The following is a 19,170-nucleotide window of genomic DNA, read 5'->3' as shown; positions in this document are numbered from 1 at the left end:
GCGTCTTGACCTATCATGGCGGCCAACAACAAAGAGGGAAGACACCGATGCCCAAAGCCATGATCGTCGCGCCGCAACCCGATGCCGTCGAAGCCGGCGCGCGTGTTCTTCGCGAAGGCGGTAACGCGCTCGACGCCGCGCTGGCTTGCGCCTTCGCGCAGACCGTGGTCGATCCCCTGATGTGCGGTCTGGCCGGCTTCGGCAGTCTTCAGGTGCTGATGCCCGCCAGCGGATCCCACGAGGTCATCGACTTTCACGGACGCGTTCCGGCCGCCGCGACGCCCGGCATGTGGCAGGACCTGGTCCTGGGTGAGACGGACGACGGTTTCGGCTTCGTCCTGAAAAACGCGGTGAACGATCTGGGCTACCAGTCGATCACCACGCCCGGCACGCTGAAGGCGTTCGCCGAGGCGCATCAGCGCCACGGCAGTCTCTCCTGGCAGCGAGTTCTGGAACCGGCGATCGCGCTGGCGGCCGACGGCTACATGCTGGCGCCGGAGGTCTATTACTACTGGGTGTCGCGTGATGCGCCGGGCCGCGTCGCCGTGCATGATCGTCTCGCCTTTTCGTCCGCGGGACGCGCACTCTATTGCCAGGACCACGGCCAGCCGAAACCGATCGGCAGCGTGATCCAGAACCCCGATATGGCCACCAGCCTGACGCGCATCGCGGCGGAGGGTTCGGATGTGTTCTACAAGGGCGACATCGCCGCGGCGATCGATGCCGACATGAAGGCCCATGGCGGCCTGTTGTCAGCCGCCGATCTCGCGGCCTATGAGACGGTGACGACCGAGCCGCTCTGGGGCAGTTATCGCGGCCTCGCCTATTCGACCAACCGACCGCCCGGCGGCGGCATCATGGTTGTCGAGATGCTGAACATCCTGGAGAACTTCGACCTCGCCGCCATGGGCCACAACAGCCCCGACTACATCCGCGTGGTCGCCGAGGCGATGAAGATCGCGACCTCCGACAAGGACAACTTCGTCGGCGATCCCCGCTTCGTCGACGTGCCGGTCGACCGGTTGACGGACAAGGACTACGCCGCCGAACACGCCAAGGCGATCGAGCGCGGCGACATCGCCCAGGTCGAACGGCTCGGCCTCGCAGAGTCGGCGGGCACGACCCATATCAGCGTGACCGACGCCGCGGGCAACGCGGTCTCCGTAACCCACTCGCTGGGTATGATGTCCGGCGTCGTCACCGACGGCCTGGGCTTCATGTACAACGGTTGCATGGCCGTGTTTGATCCCCGGCCCGGTCGCGCCGGATCGATCGCGCCGGGCAAGGCGCGCTTCAGCTCGATGTGTCCAACCATGGTGTTCCACAACGGCGAGCCCTGGCTGATCCTCGGCGCGCCCGGCGGCACGCAGATCTCCATGGGCGTGTTGCAGGTCATGCTCAACGTCATCGATTTCGGCATGACAGTGCAAGAGGCGGTTTTGGCGCCGCGATTCACGGCGACCAGCGACACCTTGACTATGACGGCGCGCATTCCGCGCTATGCGTACGAATCGCTTGAAGAGCGCGGCTATCAGATTGCGAGAAGCCCTTACAGTTACGAGATCGCCTCGGTTCACGCGCTGAAGAAGGTCAACGGCAATTGGACGGGCGCCGCCGATATCCCTTATGGCGGCGGCATGGCGTTGGGAGTCTAGAGCGGTGCCTCACGCAGCAGTCAAGAGCCAGTCTCGAAAGATTTTCACCTTGGGTCGCTCGGCCCCGCGTCGCGGCGCCACCAGATAGTAAGCTTGCCGCGGAATGCGTAGCTCGAAAGGCGCGACCAAGGTTCCCTTCGAAAGGTCGTAACCGGCTAGTGAGCGGCGGCCCATAGCGACACCGGCACCATCGGCCGCCGCTTCGATCGCGGCAAAACCCAGATCGAATCTCAGATGCGCCTTGGCGTCCAAGTCCGGTTGCCCGACGGCCGCCAGCCATCGGGCCCAGTCTTCGGGAAATGCGGTGTTGTGGATCAAGACATGACCGGCCAGATCCTCAGGGCAGCTGAGGCGTCCACTATCCGCCAAGAGCTTCGGGCTGCACACCGGAAAGGTCTCCTCTCGCAGCAGGAGGTCGGCCCGCAATCCCGGCCAACGCCCGTCGCCGTATCGGATCGCCAGGTCAATGGACTCGCGCGCAAAGTCGACCGGCAAAGGCGAGGTCAGGATTCTGACGGCGACCTCCGGATGAGCGCTTTGAAAATCCGCCAGACGCGGCACCAGCCACTTTGCGGCGAAAGAGACAAGTGTACTGACCGTCAGTTCGCCGCTGCCGCCCTCGTCAAGCAAGTCCGTCGTTGCCCGGTAAAGAGCCTCAAAAGCACTGCGTACTCCCGGGAGGTAGGTTTGACCCGCTGGGCTCAACTCAACATCGCGACCGTGCCGGAGGAAGAGCTGGAAACCGAGCTGCGCTTCAAGCCGGCCGATCCGATGGCTGATCGCGGTCTGGGTTAAGCGGAGCTCTTCTGCAGCCCTGGTAAAACTCCTATGACGGGCTACGGCTTCGAAAGCTTGCAGGCCATTCAGAGCAGGAAGCCGCGGGTTCATGGGACTTATCCTTTAATGCCAGAATGTCATGTTTAGTGTGACAAGTGATCATTTGTTGAAGCAACTGGTTTCCCTCAAGTTCGAGAGGCGTTGTTTCGATTTCGATCGATCGACAGATGACATTTTTTGATCATCTGCCACAAAAGGAAACAAGCTTGACCCAACACAGGAACACAGCCGAACGGCGCACCCTTTGCCTGCTCGGCAGCCCTCGGCCAAGCGGCAACAGCGAGACGCTCGCCAGACGTTTCTGCCAGCGAGCGGTGGATCACGGCGCGCCAGTCCAGCAGGTCGCCCTGTCGGAGCTGTCCTATGGCGGCTGCCGGAACCTCTTCCGCTGCAAGGGCGACCTGCCTCATTGTGGTCAGAAGGACGATCTTACGCCGGTGCTGGAGAGCATCACCCAGTCGGACGTTCTTGTGTTGGCGAGCCCGGTCTACTTCACCAACCTGACTGGCCAATTGAAGTCGGTGATCGACCGCTTTTTCTCCTTCCTGGTGCCGGATTATCCGAACCAAGCGCGAAAGAGCCGTCTTGGTCCTGGGCGCCGGTTGATTCTTGTGCAAACCCAGGGTGAGGGCGAGGACCGCTACGGTGACCTTCTAGAACGTTACGCGACGGGGTTCCGGCTTCTTGGCTTCGAGCACCAGTTTCTGATCCGCGCCTGGGGCGTGCGCGAGGCTGGAGACGTGGTCGAATATCCTGCCTTCCTTGAGCGCTGCGATGCCGTTGCCCAACAGATTTATGGGCAGGAATGAAGGGACACATTCCCTGATTCCAATCGATCTCGATCGACCGAACCGAACGCCACGAAACCAGAGACGACCGCCTAGGCGCATGCGCTCTGTCCGCCGACGATGCCGACGTGCGGCCTAACGCCCAAGACGTTATGCTTGTGACCGCCTGAATATATGCGGCTATTGGGTCGTGACATGCCCCGAGCGCCGAAGGTATGTCGGCAACAGGCGGAGCGGCGGTATGGCGTTGGGAGTCTAGGTCATGGATGCGAAGACGGCGGTCAGAAAGTCTTTCGAGGAAGGCGACTACCCCTATCCCGAGCCGCTGGGACGCAAGAAGTACGAGAAGAAGAAGGAACCGCTTCAGATCGAGCTGGTCCGCATGCAACGCTGGGTGACGGAGACTGGCCAGCGCCTGGTCGTGGTGTTCGAGGGGCGCGACGCCGCCGGCAAGGGCGGCATGATCAAGGCGATCACCGAACACCTGAACCCGCGTGTCGCCCGCGTCGTCGCCTTGCCCAAACCCAACGAGACCGAACGCGGTCAATGGTACTTTCAACGCTACGTCACGCACATGCCGACCAAGGGCGAAATCGTGTTGTTCGATCGCTCCTGGTACAATCGCGCCGGCGTCGAGCGCGTCATGGATTTCTGTGACGAGTCGCAATACCGCCTGTTCATGAACCAGGCCCCGGCGTTTGAACGCATGCTGCTGGATGACGGCATCGTGCTGATCAAGTACTGGCTTGCGATCAGCCAGCACGAACAGCAGCGCCGCTTCGAGCGCCGCCGCAAGGACCCCCTGAAGCAGTGGAAGATGAGCCCGATCGACATTGCCGCCGTCGAGAAATGGGACGATTACACCAAGGCGCGCGAGGAGATGTTCGCCGCGACCGACACGCCCTTCGCGCCGTGGACGGTGGTTAACGCGGAAGACAAGCACCGCGCCCGGCTCGCGACCATGCGCCATCTGCTGTGCGGCTTGGACTATGAGGGCAAGCAACCCAACGTCATCGGCACGCCGGACGCCAAGATCATCGATCATCCCGACGGCGTGACTTACTAGACGTGACCTGACAGCAGACTTCGGCCGGGATATCGACCCGGGTGCAAGGAGGGGCCATGCAAGAACCTGCTGATACGGACGACAAAGCGATTGAAGTCATTGTCGAGGATTACTTCCTCGGTATGTACGAAGCTGACACCGAGCGCCTTCAACGGATCTTCCACCCCCAATGCTGGTTGTTTGGCGAGAACCCCCGCGGCAGCCACGCCTTCCCGGTAAAGGGCTTCATCGAGCAAATCGGTAGCAGCCCCGCACCTAAGGTTGAGGGCGAGCCCTATGACATGCATCTGGTATCTGTTGATCGTACGGGGCCGGTCGCCGTCGCCAAGGTCAACGTGCGTTACCAGAATAGGCATTTCACCGACTATCTGGTGATGCAGCGAACAGGCGATGAATGGCGCATCGTCAACAAAGCGTTTTTCAGCCCAGACTGAGATCTGCGCGAGCCCCACGTCATCACAGACGTGACACAACGTGGCGGATTCATGGCCGCAAGTGCGCTGCCAACATGGCGACGGCACAAAAATCACACCGGGAAACTTTTTTGCGAAGGGTTTGGGAAGGCCGTGCGTATGAGAAGCACAACCACCACACACCATGACAAGAGAGAAGAAACTTATGGATCGCGTTGTTACCCCCACCCTGGCCGCCACGGCCTTGCTGCTTCTGCTCGCCGGTATCTCGTACGAAGCCCATTCCGCCGGCGACCGCGCGGAAGAGATGTTCAATCGCGCCGACATCGATGCGGACGGCTCGATCACCATGGAAGAATGGCAGGTCACGCGTGACACCATGTTCACGACCATGGACGTCAATGCCGACGGTTACGTGACGATTGAGGAGGCCCAGCAGGTGCGTGCCGAGCGTCACGGCGACAAGATGATCGACAAGTTCGACACCGACAGTGATGGTCTCGTCTCGACAGACGAGTTCATGAGCGGCGAGTTCAAGGGCTTGAAGAAGTTCGAACGGCTCGATGCTGATGGTGACGGTATCGTCACCCAAGCCGAAGCCGACGAAGGCCGTCACGGCGAAAAGCTCATGGACAAGGCCGACCTTAACAGCGACGGCCAAGTGACGATGGACGAGATCATGACCCTGCGCGCCGAGACGTTCACCGAGATCGATACCGACGGTGACGGCTTCATATCCGCCAACGACGTCTCAGAGGCATACGCCGCACGCAAGGCCGAGTCGGACCACCAGGGCCACGGCAAAGGCCATCGCATGTTCGAGCGCGCGGATGCTGACGGCGACGGCCAGATTTCGGCTGAAGAGTTCGCCAACACCAAACCGAACATGTTCGAGTGCCTGGATGCCGACGGTGACGGCGCCATCACGCTTGACGAAGCATCGGATCGCGATCGCCACCGCGATTGCCGTAAAGACGCGGGCTGACCCTCCCCCTCGTCTCCTCGCGGCGGGCGGCGCGCACGACTTCGGTCGTCGCGCCGTTCGTTTTCTTACCCTATGCTCGTGCGCTCACGATCCCCGCTAGGGCAGCGAGCTGAAGCATGGCACCGGACAAAACGCCGCCAACCAGCCTCAACCACGACGGTCATGCGATCTACTATGAGCTCAAGGGATCCGGCGCGCCCGTCACGCTGATCCACGGTGTCGGTACCTGGTCAGATGACTGGCTTGGTGTCATCGACCGGTTCGGCGGGCGTTTCCAAACCATTCGTTACGACCTCAGAAGCCATGGCCGGTCCGGCCAACCGCCCGGCGACTACGCGGCCGGCGATTTCGTCGACGATCTCGTCTGCCTGCTGGACCATGCGGGCATCAACAAGACGCACCTAGCCGGCTTTTCTCTCGGCGGCCTGATCGCCCAGGCGTTCACGCTGGCCCATCCCGACCGGGTCGACCGCCTTGCCCTCCTGTCGACGGTTGCCGGAAGGACACCGGAGGAACGTGATCGCGTGCGGAGTCGTCTCGACTTTATCCGCAACGAGCCGCCGGTCAGCTATTTCGATGCGTCGGCATCACGCTGGTTTACCGATAGCTTCCGCGCCGAACATCCCCAACTGCTGGCAGAAAAGAAGCGGGTGATCGGTCGTATGGATACCGACCGCTACGCCGCCTGTTACCGCGTACTCGCCGAATCCGACTTCGCTGACGATCTCCACCGGATTTCGAATCGCACACTGGTCATGACCGGCGAGTTCGACCAGGGATCGAACCCGCGCATGGCGCGCCTGATGTACGAGCGCCTACCAGATGCCGAGCTCATTATCCTGCCGCGCTTGCGCCATAGCGTCCTGCTGGAAGCGCCGGACATCGTCGGCGGCATCCTGCGTGAGTTCTTTTCGGACTGACCAGCGATCGTAAGCGGGTTCATGCCGTCATGTAGAACCGATGAGCTGTTCTACCAACCACGGCGCGCGCTACGACGACCGCACCAGCAGACGGTCCAGGCGCAGCCGATGACGTTCGTCGGTCAGTCGCCGAACACCGCCCAGTACTGACAGGACGACACCGAAACCGGTCGCACCGCCGATCAGGAACAGGACGAGAAGTTGGTACTTCACCGCCTGGGCCGGTGGCACGCCGGCCAGGATCTGGCCGGTCATCATGCCCGGCAACGAGACGATGCCGGTCGCCGACATCGAATTGATGATCGGCATGAAACCGGCGCGCAGCGCGTCGCGCATGACATTGCCCATGGCTTCGAAACGCGGCTGGCCGAGCGAGATGCGCGCCTCGATCGATGGCCGTTCGCGGACAACCGCCGTGGTCAGCGTGTCCAGTCCCAAGCTGACGCCGGTCAGCGCGTTACCCAGGATCATGCCGAGCAATGGGATGGCGTAACGCGGGTCAAACCACGGGTCGGGTCTGATCTGGGTCCCGAGTGCAAGGATGGTGACACTGAACGTCGCGACCAGAAGCGTCGACACGCCCAAGCCGTAGGACCACCAGCCTTTGAAGCGGTTCTTTTGGCGCGCCATCGCCTCGTACCCGGCGACGGCGACCATGACGAGCGCCATCAACCCGGTCCAGATCGGCGACGCCAGTTCGAAAAGGAACGACAGCACCAGGCCGACCAGAAGAAGCTGGACAGTCATGCGCACGGCGGCGATGAAGATCCGGCGTGCGACGCCCAGCGACAAGAGGATCGACAGCGTCCCGTTGACGACCAGAAGCAGGGCCGCCAGGGCAATATCCCAATACGTAAGCTGGATGTAGCTCATTGGTGTACCGCCTCCATGACGCCCGCTTCCATGTGGTAGAGTTGATCGCCCATGCGCTCGGCGAAGGCGCGGTCGTGGGTGGTGATCAGCAAACCCATGCCGTCGGCGCGCCTGGATTCCAGAAGATCGGCGACCCGGTCACGACTGTCCCCATCCAGCGGGCCCGTCGGCTCGTCGAGCAACAGCACGTCGGGCTCTTGGATCAGGGCGCGGATAAGCGCCAGGCGCTGGCGCTGGCCAGTCGACAGACGCGCGATCTGGCCCTCGAACACGGCCTCGGTCAGGCCCAGTGGGTCGAGCAGGTCGCGGCCGCGTTGCGGCGACGCCATGTGTTCAACCGGCGACTCCGCCCACCAGCCGGGCTCCGCCGCGACATAGCTGACCTTGGAGCGCCAGGCCGGGCCGGACATGGCCGAACAGGCGACACCGTTCAGCGAGACCACGCCCTCATGGGGGTCGAGATCAGCGATGGCGCGCAGCAGAATCGACTTTCCCGCGCCGGACGGCCCCATCACCACGGCACACGAGCCGGCGGCAAGCGCGAGGCTGACGGGCGAAAGGCCGGGACGGACGACATTCTCGACCGCGAGAAGAGGCAGGCTGTCGATCGTCATATCAGGGCCGGTCGGAGCCCGGCGAAAACCCGACCGGGCGGCGGTACGATGTGTCTTTGGGCATGGCGAAACTTCGCCGTTCGGCGGGCCTGATGCAAGCACACGATCAACCGGCTATAGAGTCGGGGCCAGCGGGGAGGAAACCAGCGCCATGACCGAGATCGCGATGACCTATCTGAACGGACCGGACATCGAGCGGCTCGCCATGACCGACGACGAGATTCTGGACGCCGTCGAATCGGGGCTGCTCGCCCAGGGGCGCGACCAGACCGTTCTGGAGCCGCGCGTTCACCTGGTGCCCGAAAGCTCCGACAAGGGCCACTTCAATGTTCTGCGAGGCTATGTCCAACCGTTGGACGTGGCCGGCGTCAAGATCGTTGGCGATTTCGTCAACAACTATAAGCGCGGCCTGCCCTCTGAGATGGCACTGCTGAATCTGTTCAGCCCCGAGACCGGCATGCCCAAGGCACTGCTGGACGCGACCGCCATCACCGACATGCGCACGGGCGCCATGACCGCGCTGGGCGCCAAGTACCTGGCACGCAAATCGAGCAAGCGGCTCGGCAACATCGGCGCGCGTGGTTCGTCCTATTGGAACGTGCGCCTTTTGGATCACCTGTTCGACTTCGATGAGATCCGCGTTCATTCGCGCCGGCCCGAAAGCCGCGATGCGTTTGGCGAACGGCTGTCACGCGACCTCGGCAAGACCGTCATTGTCACCGACGATTGGGAGAGCTGCCTGAAAGGCGCCGACATCCAGGTCGAGGCCTCGCGCCTGCCCGAACCCCACCCGCACTTCAAGACCGACTGGGTGCCCAGGGGCGGCTTTGTCGTGCCCTATGGCACCATGAGCGCGGTCGAGTTCTCGCTGACCGACATCATGGACAAAGTCGTCGTCGACGATTGGGTGCAGTGCCAGCCGGGGCGGCCATACGGGTCGCTGCGCCGCCATGTCGACGAAGGCAAGGTGACGCAGGAGAACCTGCACGCCGAAATGTGTCAGATCGTCGCCGGCGACCGGCCGGGCCGCGAGAGCGATGACGAGACGATTCTGTTCTGGCACCGGGGCTTAAGTCTGTCCGATATCGCGCTGGGCCAGGCCATGGTCGACAAGGCCGCTAAGCTCGGCATCGGTACCAGCCTGCCCTATCGCTGAACCAAGGAGCGCCACGATGGATATCACCTTAAGCGCGGCCGACCGCGCGCTTCAGGCCAAGGCCAAGGACTTCGCCGAGACCTGGCTATTTCCCTACGAGGAATTGGCCGAGGACGACGCCGGTGTGCCGCCTGACACCATGCAGATGATTCTCAAGGCCTCGGTCGACTTCGGGCTTTCGGGCATGAACCACAGCGTCGAGGACGGCGGGCGTGGTTACAACGTCGTCCAGCAATGCCTGATCTACGAGGAACTCGGCAAGGCGACCGGCGGATTGGCGTTGATCCACTCGATCGTGCCGCCCTACTCCCTGAAATTCGCGACGCCGGAGCAGAAGGAGAAGTACCTCAAGCCCACCATCAACGGCGAAAAGTCCGTCGCCTTCATGGTATCGGAAAAGGACGCGGGCTCCGACGCGCGCGCTATCACGTCGACCGCCGTCCAGGACGGCAACCACTACGTCATCAACGGCGAGAAGTGGTTCGCCAGCCACGCCAACTATGCGGACTATTCGCTGCTGCACAGCAACGTCGACGGCGACCCGGAAAAGGCGACACTCTTCATCGTCGACAAGGGCACACCCGGCATGTCGGTCAAGCACCTTTCCAAACACATGCTGAACCGTTCAGGGCGCACGCCGCAGATCCTCCTTGAAGACATGAGGATCGACGCAGGCCAGATCCTGGGCGAGATCGGGCAGGGTTTCGAGCTGACTAAAGACTGGTTCATCGAGCAGCGCATGTTCATCGCCGCGCGCTGTGTCGGTTCCGCCATCCGCGCCGCCGAGACTGCCGAGGCCTACGCCCGCGAGCGAGAGGCGTTCGGCCAGAAGGTCGGTGACTTCCAGGCGATCGCCTTCAAGATCGCCGACATGGCGGTCGACATCATGACGGCGAAGACCCTGCTCTACCGCTGCGCCGCCGAGATCGATTCGGGCATCGAACGCAAGCTCGCCCACGCCCGCGCCTCGGCCGTCAAGCTGGTGTGTACGGAAATGGCGGGCCGGGTCTGCGACGAAGCGCTGCAGATCATGGGCGGGCGCGGCTATCTCGTGGAGTACCCGACCGAGCGCCTCTACCGCAGCGTCCGCCTGGAACGCATCGTCGAAGGTACGTCGGAAATCCAGCGCGTCGTCATTGCCGGGCAGATCAAGAAACGAGGCTTGGGTCTCTACACGAGACTTTAGCGGTTGGCGCGCCGCCCCCTCACCCAGCTCCGGCTAGGACGCTGACGCGCCCAAGCCTCGACATCCCTCTCCCTCGCCGGGGAGAGGGGAACACGACGCTCCCTCTCCCCTTGAGGGAGAGGGCCGAAGTGAGGGGTCCGCGCACGGCAGCGCGCAAAAGACTCACTCCAGCATCGGCAGCTTCAGGTGGTGTTCGGCGGCGCACTCGATGGCGATCTCGTAACCGGCATCGGCGTGGCGCATGACGCCGCTGGCGGGATCGTTCCAGAGCACGCGCGCGATGCGCCGGTCGGCGTCCTCACTGCCGTCGCAGCAGATCACCATGCCGGCGTGTTGCGAGAAGCCAATGCCGACGCCGCCGCCGTGATGGATCGACACCCAGGTCGCGCCCGACGCAGTGTTCAACAGCGCGTTCAAGAGCGGCCAGTCAGCGATCGCATCCGAACCGTCCTTCATGGATTCGGTCTCGCGGTTGGGGCTGGCAACCGAGCCAGAGTCCAGATGGTCGCGGCCGATGACGATCGGCGCCTTCAACTCTCCGGTACGCACCATCTCGTTGAACGCAAGACCCAGTTTATCGCGCTGGCCCAGCCCGACCCAGCAGATGCGCGACGGCAGTCCTTGGAAGTGGATGCGCTCTCTCGCCATGTCGAGCCAGGTGTGCAGGTGTTTATCGTCGGGGATCAGCTCCTTCACCTTGGCGTCGGTGGCGTAGATGTCTTCGGGGTCGCCGGAGAGCGCGGCCCATCGGAACGGGCCGACGCCGCGGCAGAACAACGGCCGGATATAGGCCGGCACGAAACCCGGGAAGTCGAAGGCGTGCTCGACGCCCATCTCCTGCGCCATCTGGCGGATGTTGTTGCCGTAATCCAACGTCGGCACGCCGGCGTTCCAGAAGTCGAGCATGGCCTGGACCTGCACCGCCATCGATTCCTTTGCCGCCTTCACCGTACCGTCCGGATCGCTCTCGCGCCGCTCGTCCCACTCGGCGAGCGACCAGCCGGCCGGCAGATAGCCGTTCAGCGGATCGTGGGCGCTCGTCTGGTCGGTGACGACATCGGGATGGGCGCCGCGTTTGACCAGCTCCGGGAAGATCTCCGCCGCGTTGCCGAGCAGGCCGATCGAGACGGCTTGCTTCTTCGACGTCGCCTCCTCGATCATCGCGAGCGCGTCATCCAGATTGTCCGTGCTTTTGTCGAGGTAACCGGTCTTCAGCCGCATCTCGATGCGCGATGGCTGGCACTCGACGGCCAGCATCGAGGCCCCGGCCATGGTCGCGGCCAAGGGCTGCGCGCCGCCCATGCCGCCCAAGCCGCCGGTCAGAATCCAGCGGCCGGAGAGATCGCCGGCGTAATGCTGGCGCCCGACCTCGACAAAGGTCTCATAGGTGCCCTGGACGATGCCCTGGCTGCCGATATAGATCCACGACCCCGCGGTCATCTGGCCGTACATCATGAGGCCGGCGCGGTCGAGTTCGTGGAAATGGTCCCAGTCCGACCAGTGCGCGACCATGTTGGAGTTGGCGATCAGGACGCGAGGCGCATCCTTGTGGGTGCGAAAGACACCGACCGGCTTGCCGGACTGGACCAGCAGCGTCTCGTCCTCGTCGAGCTCGCGCAAGGTGGCGACGATGCGGTCGAAACAGGCCCAGTTGCGCGCGGCGCGCCCGATGCCGCCATAGACGACCAGCTCCTCTGGTTTCTCGGCGACCTCGGCATCCAGGTTGTTCATCAGCATGCGCAGGGGTGCTTCGGTCAGCCAGCTCTTGGCGCTGATGTCCGGGCCGCGCGGCGCGGCGATCGTACGCGTGTTGTCGCGGCGGTTCTGGCTAGCTGTCATGGCCTGGCTCCCCGGTGTCCGACAGGTGTCGAACGACCTCTATAGGGGAGCCGGAGGGCCGGTCAACCGGGCATTGAGAATCCCTCGGGCTTTCTACTCGGCCGCCACCGGCTCGCGCGCGTTACTGCCTTCGAACGCCGGCATGACTTCGTTGACGAACAGGCGCAGCGATTTTTGCTGCTCTTCCATCGGCAGACCATAGCTGGCGCAGTAAAGGAAGTTGTCGACGCCGAGGGCCTCATAGGCCTTGAGCTTTGCAATGACCTCGTCGGGCGTGCCGAACATCAGGTTCTCGCGCAGCATCTGGGCATCATATTCCGCGCGGTTGTCCAGGCTCGCCAGATCGATGACCTCCGGGAAACCGTTGGTCACCTCGCCCAGTTCTTTGAACAGGTTTTCGAACTGCGCGCTTTGGTGGCGCACCGCATTGACGTAGTGCTCCCAGTCATTGGAGTCCTCATAAACTGCCGCATAACGCATTGTCAGGAAGGTCGGGCGTTTGACGTCCGGCGCCTTGGCCAGCGCGTCTTCGAAGCGGCCCATATAGGTCTCGACCTCGCTGAACGGGCGCGACAGGGCCCAGGTCATGATGTTGCAGCCGTTGGCCAACGCCCAGTCGAAGGTGCCGGGATCACGCGCGGCGACCCAGATCGGCGGGTGCGGATCCTGCAGCGGCTTGGGGCACGACGTGGTCGGTGGGAATGTCCAGAACTCGCCGTCATGCTCATAGTCGCCGGCCCACAGCTGTTTGAGCACCGGCAGCATCTCCTGCATATAGGCGACACCGACTTGCTGTTTCAGGCCGCCTGCCATGCGGTTGAACTCGCGCTGATAGGCGCCGCGGCCGATGCCGAACTCCAGGCGGCCGCCGCTCAACAGATCGAACATGGCGGCCTCGCCGGCGAGCTTGACCGGATGCCAATAGGGCGCCTGCACGATAGCCGTGCCCAGGTGGATGTTGTCGGTGTGCGCCGCCCACCAGGTCAACAGCGGGAACGGAGCCGGCGCGATCGTCATTTCGATCGCATGATGCTCGGCCGCCCAGGCGATCTCGAAGCCGCCCTGGTCCGCCATCTGCACCATCTCCAGCGTGTGGCGCGCGACATCCTTCATGTCGATCGCGGGATCCATGCGTTCCATGTTGATGGCAAGACTGAACTTCATGGCGACACTCCCTGGTGCAGCGGCATCGGTTGACGGCACGCAGTAGACGGGCCACGTGTCAGACCGTAAACGGCAAAAAGGATGGGCGTTACGTAACGAAAACTTCACGCGTTACGCGCCGTCGCGGTGCGCCGATTAGCCCGCCATTAAGGCGCCGGGCGACAGGTGGCTCAGGGCAAATGCAGGATCGCCTCGGCCATGGCGATGATGTCGGGGTAGTAACTGGCGTCGTAACCTTCCTCGTCCTCCAGAACGCTGAAGAATACGACGACCGTTCGGCTGTCGGGATCGACCAGCAGGTACTGGCCGCCATAACCGCCATGGCTGACCCAGCGCCCGTTGGTCATCAGCTGGTTGTGATAGGTGAGATCCTCGCGGTCATCATAGCGCGGCTGGCCCTGCTCGCTGCGCGTGCGCTCCAGGAAGGCCGGGCTGCCAACCATCTTGCCGTCGACGCCACGGCCGCCCCGCGCGATCAGCCCGCCATAGCGTGCGAGATCACGCGCGGTCAGCGAAACACCCCCCGCGATAACCGGGACGCCGTCGCAATCGGTCGACATGTGCCAGGTTCCTTCGATGCCGGCCGCTTCGACGATATCGATCATGTGGTCGCGCAGGCTCTTGCCGCTCACGCGCTCTGCGATCCAGCCGGCGATGTCCGTGTTCGGCGACTTGTACTGGGCCATGCCGGTCCGGTTGGTGACGTCGTCGCTGACCAGTTGGGCGGCGAAAGCGCGGCAGCTGAAAGGCGGCTCGCCGGCGGGCTGCAGGCGCCAGCCCATGGCAATCTCCTCACGCCCATAGCCGACCGTCGCGCCCGGCGTCGCGTCAAAGTGCCAGGGGTCGGCGTAGTCCTCGTTGAAGTTGTTGATGACGTTCATATCGAGGACCTGCTGCACGGTCGCCTCGGCATAACCACTGGCGACCTCCGGCAGGTACGTCGAGACCTTGGCGTCGAGGTCGATCAATCCGTCTTCGACCAAGCGCCCGCACACCAGGTGCATGGTCGTCTTGCTGATCGACTGGATGCTGTGCGGCTGGTCCGGACCGAAATCCGCAGCGTACGTTTCGAACAACACGGTCTGATCGCGCACCACCGCCATGCCGGAGAACATGGTCGAGCCGGTCAGCTGGCGCACCGGCGGCAGATCGCCGATGCGCCGGTCGATCACCTTGGTCAGCGGCAGAACGTTGGTGGCGCGCAGGCTCAGGCCGTAACGGGACAGCCGGTGGAGGTTGTGAAACCCCCACCGGCGTTTGTCCGGCCGGTTCCAGTTCGCTTGGTTGCCCGCCTCGACGTCGAGGTCGGGGTTGCGCACCGTCACCAGCCCATGGTCGTCCGACGCCACGGGCGGAGACTAAAGGCCCGCGCGGACGTCCTGGTACAGCGTCTCGTACTTCACCTCGAACTCGGGATCCATCGCCGGGAAAAAGATCGTGTTTTCGATCAACGTCGCGGGGTCCGAGAAACCCAACTGGTCCAGCCGCTCCTGGGGCAGCAGCTCGTACGCCGCCAAGTTGGCGCTGCCGTAGCCGTAGTTGTCAATCAGCCAGGCACCGGATTCAGGCGCGATCCACGCGTCGATATAGGTGTAGACGGCGTCAAGATCGGTCGCGTCCTTGTGGATGATGAAGCCGGAACCCCAGGCGAAGACGCCTTCCTTGGGCACCATGTAACCGACCGGCACGCCCTCGTCCTGCAGCGTCACGAACGACTGGTTCCAGGCGTACGCCGCGACAACCTCGCCATTGGCGATTGCCTGCTCCATTTCGGTCACGTCCGACCAGTAGAAGCGTGTGAGATCGCGCTGTTTCGACATCAATGTCTGTACTTCGGCGAGCTGATCGTCCGATAGCGTCCAGATGTTGTCGTAACCCAGCATCAGCGCGGCCACGGCGACCGTTGCGTTCGACGTGTCGTACCACGAAAGCCGGTTGGCATAGGCGTCGTCATATAGGATCGCCCAGGAGTTCTCGTTGATGTACTTCTGATCGATCATGTCGGTGCGATAGAGCAGCGACGAGTTACCGAACTCCGCCGGCACGAAATAGCGGGTATCGTTGATGATGGCGCCTGAGATATCCTGGATGCCCGGCGCGATCGTGCCCCAGTTGCTGAGGCGGCTGGTGTCGATCGGCTGGATCAACTCGGCGTCGACATAACGCTGGATCATGTAGTTGCCGGGATGAATGAAGTCCGGCGCGAAGCCGGCGCGAACCTTCTCGAACGACTCATAGTCGTCAGCGATGTAGCTGAACTCCGGCGGCCCACCATACTTCTCTAGGTAGCCGCCCATCAGCTCGGGCAAATCGTAACCGGCCCAGGTGTGCCCCTCGACCTCGCCGGCCGCCTTGGCGCCACGCGTCATCAGCGGCACGCTGACGATACTCACACCAAGCGCCGCGAGGTTCTTGGCCAACTCACGCCGGTCCATGACCGGCCCCTTTATCGTTTTCATGTGAAGCCTCCCCAGAAATGAGCCATCGGGCCACCCGTCGGTATCAGACCGACGCTTGCGACCACGTCCTAACGGAAACCCGACCGCCCCGTCGAGCAGGTTTCATGCTCGGGCCGGAGCGCCTCAGGCGTAAACGTAGAAAATAGTTCGCTTCGCGTAACATCATCTTCACGCGAACCAGGGTGGTTTTCGTTTTCACGAATCCGGGACCGGCCCGCTCCCCCACCCGGCCACCCATGGCAGCATCCTCGGGGTGGTCGGATGGGGGAGCGGGACGGTGATGCCGCTCGAACGGAAAATGCTCAACGCATGACGAACGGATTGCCCATCGGTGCGGGCGAGGTGTTGATCCACACCGTCTTCGGCCGCGTGTAGTCATAGATCGCCTGGGCGCCGGATTCCCGGCCGTAGCCTGAATCCTTGAAGCCACCGAACTCGGCGATCGGCGACACCACGCGATAGGTGTTGATCCAGACGATGCCGGCACGGATCTGCTTCTGCACCCGAAGCGCGCGCGAGATGTCCTTGGTGAAGATACCCGACGCCAGGCCGTATTTTGTATCGTTGGCCTTGGCGATCACCTCATCCTCGTCCTTGAAACGAAGCACCGACAGCACCGGCCCGAACATCTCGGTGTCGACGATCTCCATCTTCTGATCCGGGCACTCGACGATGGTCGGCTCATAGAACCAGCCGGCGTTCAGGTGCGCCGGCTGCTTGCCGCCGTGATGCACCGTGCCGCCCTGCTCTTTGGCCTTGGCGACCTGGGTCTCGCAGGCGTTGAGTTGGCCCAATGTGCACAGGGGCCCCATCTGGGTCTCCTCGGCCAGGGGATCGCCGATCAGGATCTTTTCGGCGCGCCCGGTCAGGTCGGCCAGGAACTTGTCGTGGATCTTCTCGTGCAGATAGATGCGTGAACCGGCGACGCAGCTCTGGCCGCTGGCGCCGAAGATGCTCGCCATCGACCCGTTGACCGCACTTTCCAGATCCGCGTCGTCGAACACCAAAACAGGCGACTTGCCGCCCAGTTCCAGCGACACCTCGGCGAAGTTCTCGGCCGAGTTGCGCACGATGTGGCGCGCCGTCTCCGGTCCGCCGGTGAAGCTGATGCGCGCGACCAGCGGATGGGTGGTCAGCAACCGTCCGCACGGCTCGCCGAAACCGGTAACAAAGTTGACGACGCCGTCTGGAAAGCCGGCTTCCTCGATCAGCTTGGCGAACTCCAACATGGCGGCCGAGGCGTGTTCCGAAGCCTTCAAGACCACCGTGTTGCCGGCGGCAAGAGCCGGGCCGATCTTCACCGCGACCAGGAAGAGTTGACTGTTCCATGGCACCACGGCGGCGATGACGCCGAGCGGTTCGCGCGTTGTGAAGACACAGAGGTCCGGCTTGTCGATCGGCAGTGTCTCGCCGTGCACCTTGTCGGCGAGGCCGGCATAGAAGTGGAAGAACTCGGCGATGTACTTCGCCTGCCAGCGCGTTTCCTTCAGCATCTTGCCGGTATCGATCGTCTCGGTGCGACCGAGGTCCTCCGACTTGTCGGCCAGAAGATCGCCCAACCGGCGCAGATACTTGCCGCGCTCCGTAGGCGTCATCGACGCCCATGGTCCTTCGCTGAACGCGCGGTGCGCAGCCTTGATGGCGCGGTCGACATCGTCTTCGGTCGCCGCCGGAATCTTGGCCCACACCGCGCCCGTCGACGGGTTGACGCTGTCAAACGTGGCGCCGTCTCCGGCGTCGCACCACGCGCCGTCGATGAACATCTGATAGGTCTTTGGCTCGCTCATGACGCGACCTCCCCGACTCGATTCGGGCATGAAACTAGTGCACGTATCCCGGTCGTGGCTAGATGTATGGTCGACGCAACACCATCAACGAAGGAACAGACGTCATGACGAAGGCGAAGGAAATCATCGGTGGGCCGCTGGTCATCGGCGGGCGCACGCTATCGCTCTCAAAGGCCGTACGCGCGGGGGAAATGGTTTACCTGACCGGCCAGATCCCCTTTCGCGACGGCGAGCCGATGACCGACGGCTCGATCGAAGATCAGACACGTGTCGTCCTGGACCTGATCACAGAGACGCTTGCCGAGGCCGGCTGCACGCGCGACGACGTGGTGAAGGCGATGGTGTGGCTGCGCGATGTCGAGGACTTCCCCGGCTTCAACAGCGTCTATGCGGAGTACTTCCCGGAGGATCCGCCGGCACGCTCGGCGGTGCTGACACAATTGCTGGTCGACGTCCGGATCGAGATCGAGGTCGTCGCCTACAGCCCGCGGTAACACTCACGCCTGCGCGACGACCCAGTCGTGGAAGCGTTGCGCGGCCGGTCCCAGGCGCGTACCGCGCGGCGTCACGACGTAGACGCCATAGCCGCGCGACATGACGGTCTCCATCGGTCGGACGAGGTCGCCACGCGCCAGGTGGTGATCGACGATGCGGCTGAAACCGAGCGCTACGCCATGGCCCTCGATCGCTGCCTGAACGATGTTGGCGTAGTTGTCGTAGCCCAGCGTGCGGAAGTTCGCCGGCAGCTTGACGCCCGAACCCTCCAGCCACCATGCCCAGTCCTCGTCGGAATGGGGCGCGCCATCCAGGTTCAGCAGCGGCTGCGACAACAGATCGGCCGGCTTCGCGATGGCGCCGGCGGTTTCGAGAAAGCCGGGCGCGCAGACCGGGAACGTGTCGGTGTCGAACAGATGGCGCGCCTTGAGACCGGGCCAGGCGCCATCGCCGTAGCGCAACCCGACATCGATGCCCTCCTCAATCATGTCGAGCGGAGCATCAGACACCCTGATGCGCAACTCCAGGTCCTTGTTTGCTGAGCGGAATGCCGGCAGGCGCGGCGTCAGCCAAAACGAGGCGATGGCCACGGTCGCCGTCACCGTTACACGCGACGAACCGGCGGCTTGGCCCAACTCGCCGGCCGTCTTGGCGATGGCGCCCAGGCTCCTGGAGACCGTCGCATAGAGCGCCTCGCCGGCCTCCGTCAGCTCGATCGCGCGGTGGCGCCGGAAAAACAGATCGGTGCCCAGATGCTCTTCCAGAATACGAATATGCCGGCTCACCGCCTCGCGGCTGACGGTCAGTTCCTGGGCCGCGCGGGTGATGCTCAAATGCCGGGCGGCCGCCTCGAAGGCGACCAGGCTGTTGACCGGCGGCAGGCGCATACGCAGGCTTTGCATGAAAAAAAGCTTACGCGAAGATCAGCCTTTT

Annotated in this window: 18 protein-coding genes; 9 read left to right on the top strand and 9 right to left on the bottom strand. The window is 63.3% G+C overall.

Annotation, left to right across the window (positions count from 1 at the left end; all coding sequences use genetic code 11):
• The first annotated feature begins 47 nt into the window (after positions 1 to 47).
• Complete coding sequence (gene ggt, locus AAF563_20630) at positions 48 to 1,655, top strand: gamma-glutamyltransferase (protein MEM7123694.1); 1,608 nt, start codon at positions 48 to 50, stop codon at positions 1,653 to 1,655.
• Positions 1,656 to 1,664: 9 nt separating this feature from the next.
• Here ggt and gcvA read toward each other — a convergent pair whose 3' ends face one another.
• Entirely contained in the window at positions 1,665 to 2,543 is an 879-nt protein-coding gene (gene gcvA / locus AAF563_20625; protein MEM7123693.1) for a transcriptional regulator GcvA, read from the bottom strand.
• Positions 2,544 to 2,698: 155 nt separating this feature from the next.
• Between gcvA and AAF563_20620 the strand changes: the two genes are divergently transcribed.
• The 5 genes from AAF563_20620 (at position 2,699) to AAF563_20600 (ending at position 6,664) form a co-directional block, all read left to right on the top strand.
• Complete coding sequence (locus AAF563_20620; GenBank protein MEM7123692.1) at positions 2,699 to 3,301, top strand: flavodoxin family protein; 603 nt, start codon at positions 2,699 to 2,701, stop codon at positions 3,299 to 3,301.
• A gap of 241 nt (positions 3,302 to 3,542) precedes the next feature.
• A complete protein-coding gene (ppk2, locus tag AAF563_20615; protein MEM7123691.1) occupies positions 3,543 to 4,346 on the top strand; it encodes a polyphosphate kinase 2 in 804 nt (267 codons plus the stop codon).
• A 56-nt stretch (positions 4,347 to 4,402) separates the two neighbouring features.
• A complete protein-coding gene (locus AAF563_20610; GenBank protein MEM7123690.1) occupies positions 4,403 to 4,780 on the top strand; it encodes a nuclear transport factor 2 family protein in 378 nt (125 codons plus the stop codon).
• Between the two features lie 184 nt (positions 4,781 to 4,964).
• Positions 4,965 to 5,744 (top strand): EF-hand domain-containing protein, encoded by a 780-nt coding sequence (locus AAF563_20605; GenBank protein ID MEM7123689.1) that lies wholly within the window; start codon positions 4,965 to 4,967, stop codon positions 5,742 to 5,744.
• A gap of 116 nt (positions 5,745 to 5,860) precedes the next feature.
• The gene (locus tag AAF563_20600) at positions 5,861 to 6,664 is read left to right on the top strand and encodes an alpha/beta fold hydrolase (GenBank protein MEM7123688.1); all 804 of its coding nucleotides are present in this window, start codon (positions 5,861 to 5,863) and stop codon (positions 6,662 to 6,664) included.
• A gap of 69 nt (positions 6,665 to 6,733) precedes the next feature.
• On the opposite strand, the gene fetB is transcribed toward AAF563_20600, so the two are convergent.
• The gene (fetB, locus tag AAF563_20595; GenBank protein MEM7123687.1) at positions 6,734 to 7,537 is read right to left on the bottom strand and encodes an iron export ABC transporter permease subunit FetB; all 804 of its coding nucleotides are present in this window, start codon (positions 7,535 to 7,537) and stop codon (positions 6,734 to 6,736) included.
• The gene (locus tag AAF563_20590) at positions 7,534 to 8,151 is read right to left on the bottom strand and encodes an ABC transporter ATP-binding protein (GenBank protein ID MEM7123686.1); all 618 of its coding nucleotides are present in this window, start codon (positions 8,149 to 8,151) and stop codon (positions 7,534 to 7,536) included. The genes fetB and AAF563_20590 overlap by 4 nt, the downstream gene beginning before the upstream one ends.
• A gap of 151 nt (positions 8,152 to 8,302) precedes the next feature.
• Here AAF563_20590 and AAF563_20585 point away from each other — a divergent pair, with 151 nt between their 5' ends.
• Entirely contained in the window at positions 8,303 to 9,307 is a 1,005-nt protein-coding gene (locus AAF563_20585) for an ornithine cyclodeaminase family protein (protein MEM7123685.1), read from the top strand.
• 16 nt (positions 9,308 to 9,323) lie between these two features.
• A complete protein-coding gene (locus AAF563_20580; protein MEM7123684.1) occupies positions 9,324 to 10,493 on the top strand; it encodes an acyl-CoA dehydrogenase family protein in 1,170 nt (389 codons plus the stop codon).
• A 162-nt stretch (positions 10,494 to 10,655) separates the two neighbouring features.
• Here AAF563_20580 and hutU read toward each other — a convergent pair whose 3' ends face one another.
• From hutU to AAF563_20555, 5 genes are all read right to left on the bottom strand, one after another.
• Positions 10,656 to 12,332: a urocanate hydratase gene (hutU, locus tag AAF563_20575; GenBank protein ID MEM7123683.1), complete on the bottom strand. Its 1,677-nt coding sequence runs from the start codon at positions 12,330 to 12,332 to the stop codon at positions 10,656 to 10,658.
• A gap of 93 nt (positions 12,333 to 12,425) precedes the next feature.
• Entirely contained in the window at positions 12,426 to 13,496 is a 1,071-nt protein-coding gene (locus tag AAF563_20570) for an LLM class flavin-dependent oxidoreductase (protein ID MEM7123682.1), read from the bottom strand.
• A 170-nt stretch (positions 13,497 to 13,666) separates the two neighbouring features.
• Positions 13,667 to 14,845, bottom strand: coding sequence for a serine hydrolase domain-containing protein (locus AAF563_20565; GenBank protein ID MEM7123681.1), 1,179 nt, complete (start codon positions 14,843 to 14,845; stop codon positions 13,667 to 13,669).
• A gap of 9 nt (positions 14,846 to 14,854) precedes the next feature.
• Positions 14,855 to 15,955 carry an extracellular solute-binding protein gene (locus AAF563_20560; protein MEM7123680.1) on the bottom strand — a complete coding sequence of 367 codons (1,101 nt, stop codon included), beginning with the start codon at positions 15,953 to 15,955 and terminating at the stop codon, positions 14,855 to 14,857.
• Between the two features lie 302 nt (positions 15,956 to 16,257).
• Positions 16,258 to 17,742, bottom strand: a complete 1,485-nt coding sequence (locus AAF563_20555; GenBank protein MEM7123679.1) for an aldehyde dehydrogenase — start codon at positions 17,740 to 17,742, stop codon at positions 16,258 to 16,260.
• A 104-nt stretch (positions 17,743 to 17,846) separates the two neighbouring features.
• Here AAF563_20555 and AAF563_20550 point away from each other — a divergent pair, with 104 nt between their 5' ends.
• Positions 17,847 to 18,236, top strand: coding sequence for a RidA family protein (locus tag AAF563_20550; protein MEM7123678.1), 390 nt, complete (start codon positions 17,847 to 17,849; stop codon positions 18,234 to 18,236).
• A 3-nt stretch (positions 18,237 to 18,239) separates the two neighbouring features.
• Here the strand turns inward: AAF563_20550 and AAF563_20545 are convergent, their stop codons facing one another.
• Positions 18,240 to 19,139 carry a LysR substrate-binding domain-containing protein gene (locus tag AAF563_20545; protein MEM7123677.1) on the bottom strand — a complete coding sequence of 300 codons (900 nt, stop codon included), beginning with the start codon at positions 19,137 to 19,139 and terminating at the stop codon, positions 18,240 to 18,242.
• Positions 19,140 to 19,170 lie beyond the last annotated feature (31 nt).

This window comes from Pseudomonadota bacterium, from assembly GCA_039028155.1.
Lineage (GTDB): Bacteria > Pseudomonadota > Alphaproteobacteria > SP197 > SP197 > JANQGO01.
Note: the sequence above shows the minus strand (reverse complement) of the source record. Positions and strands in the feature narration are given on the sequence as shown.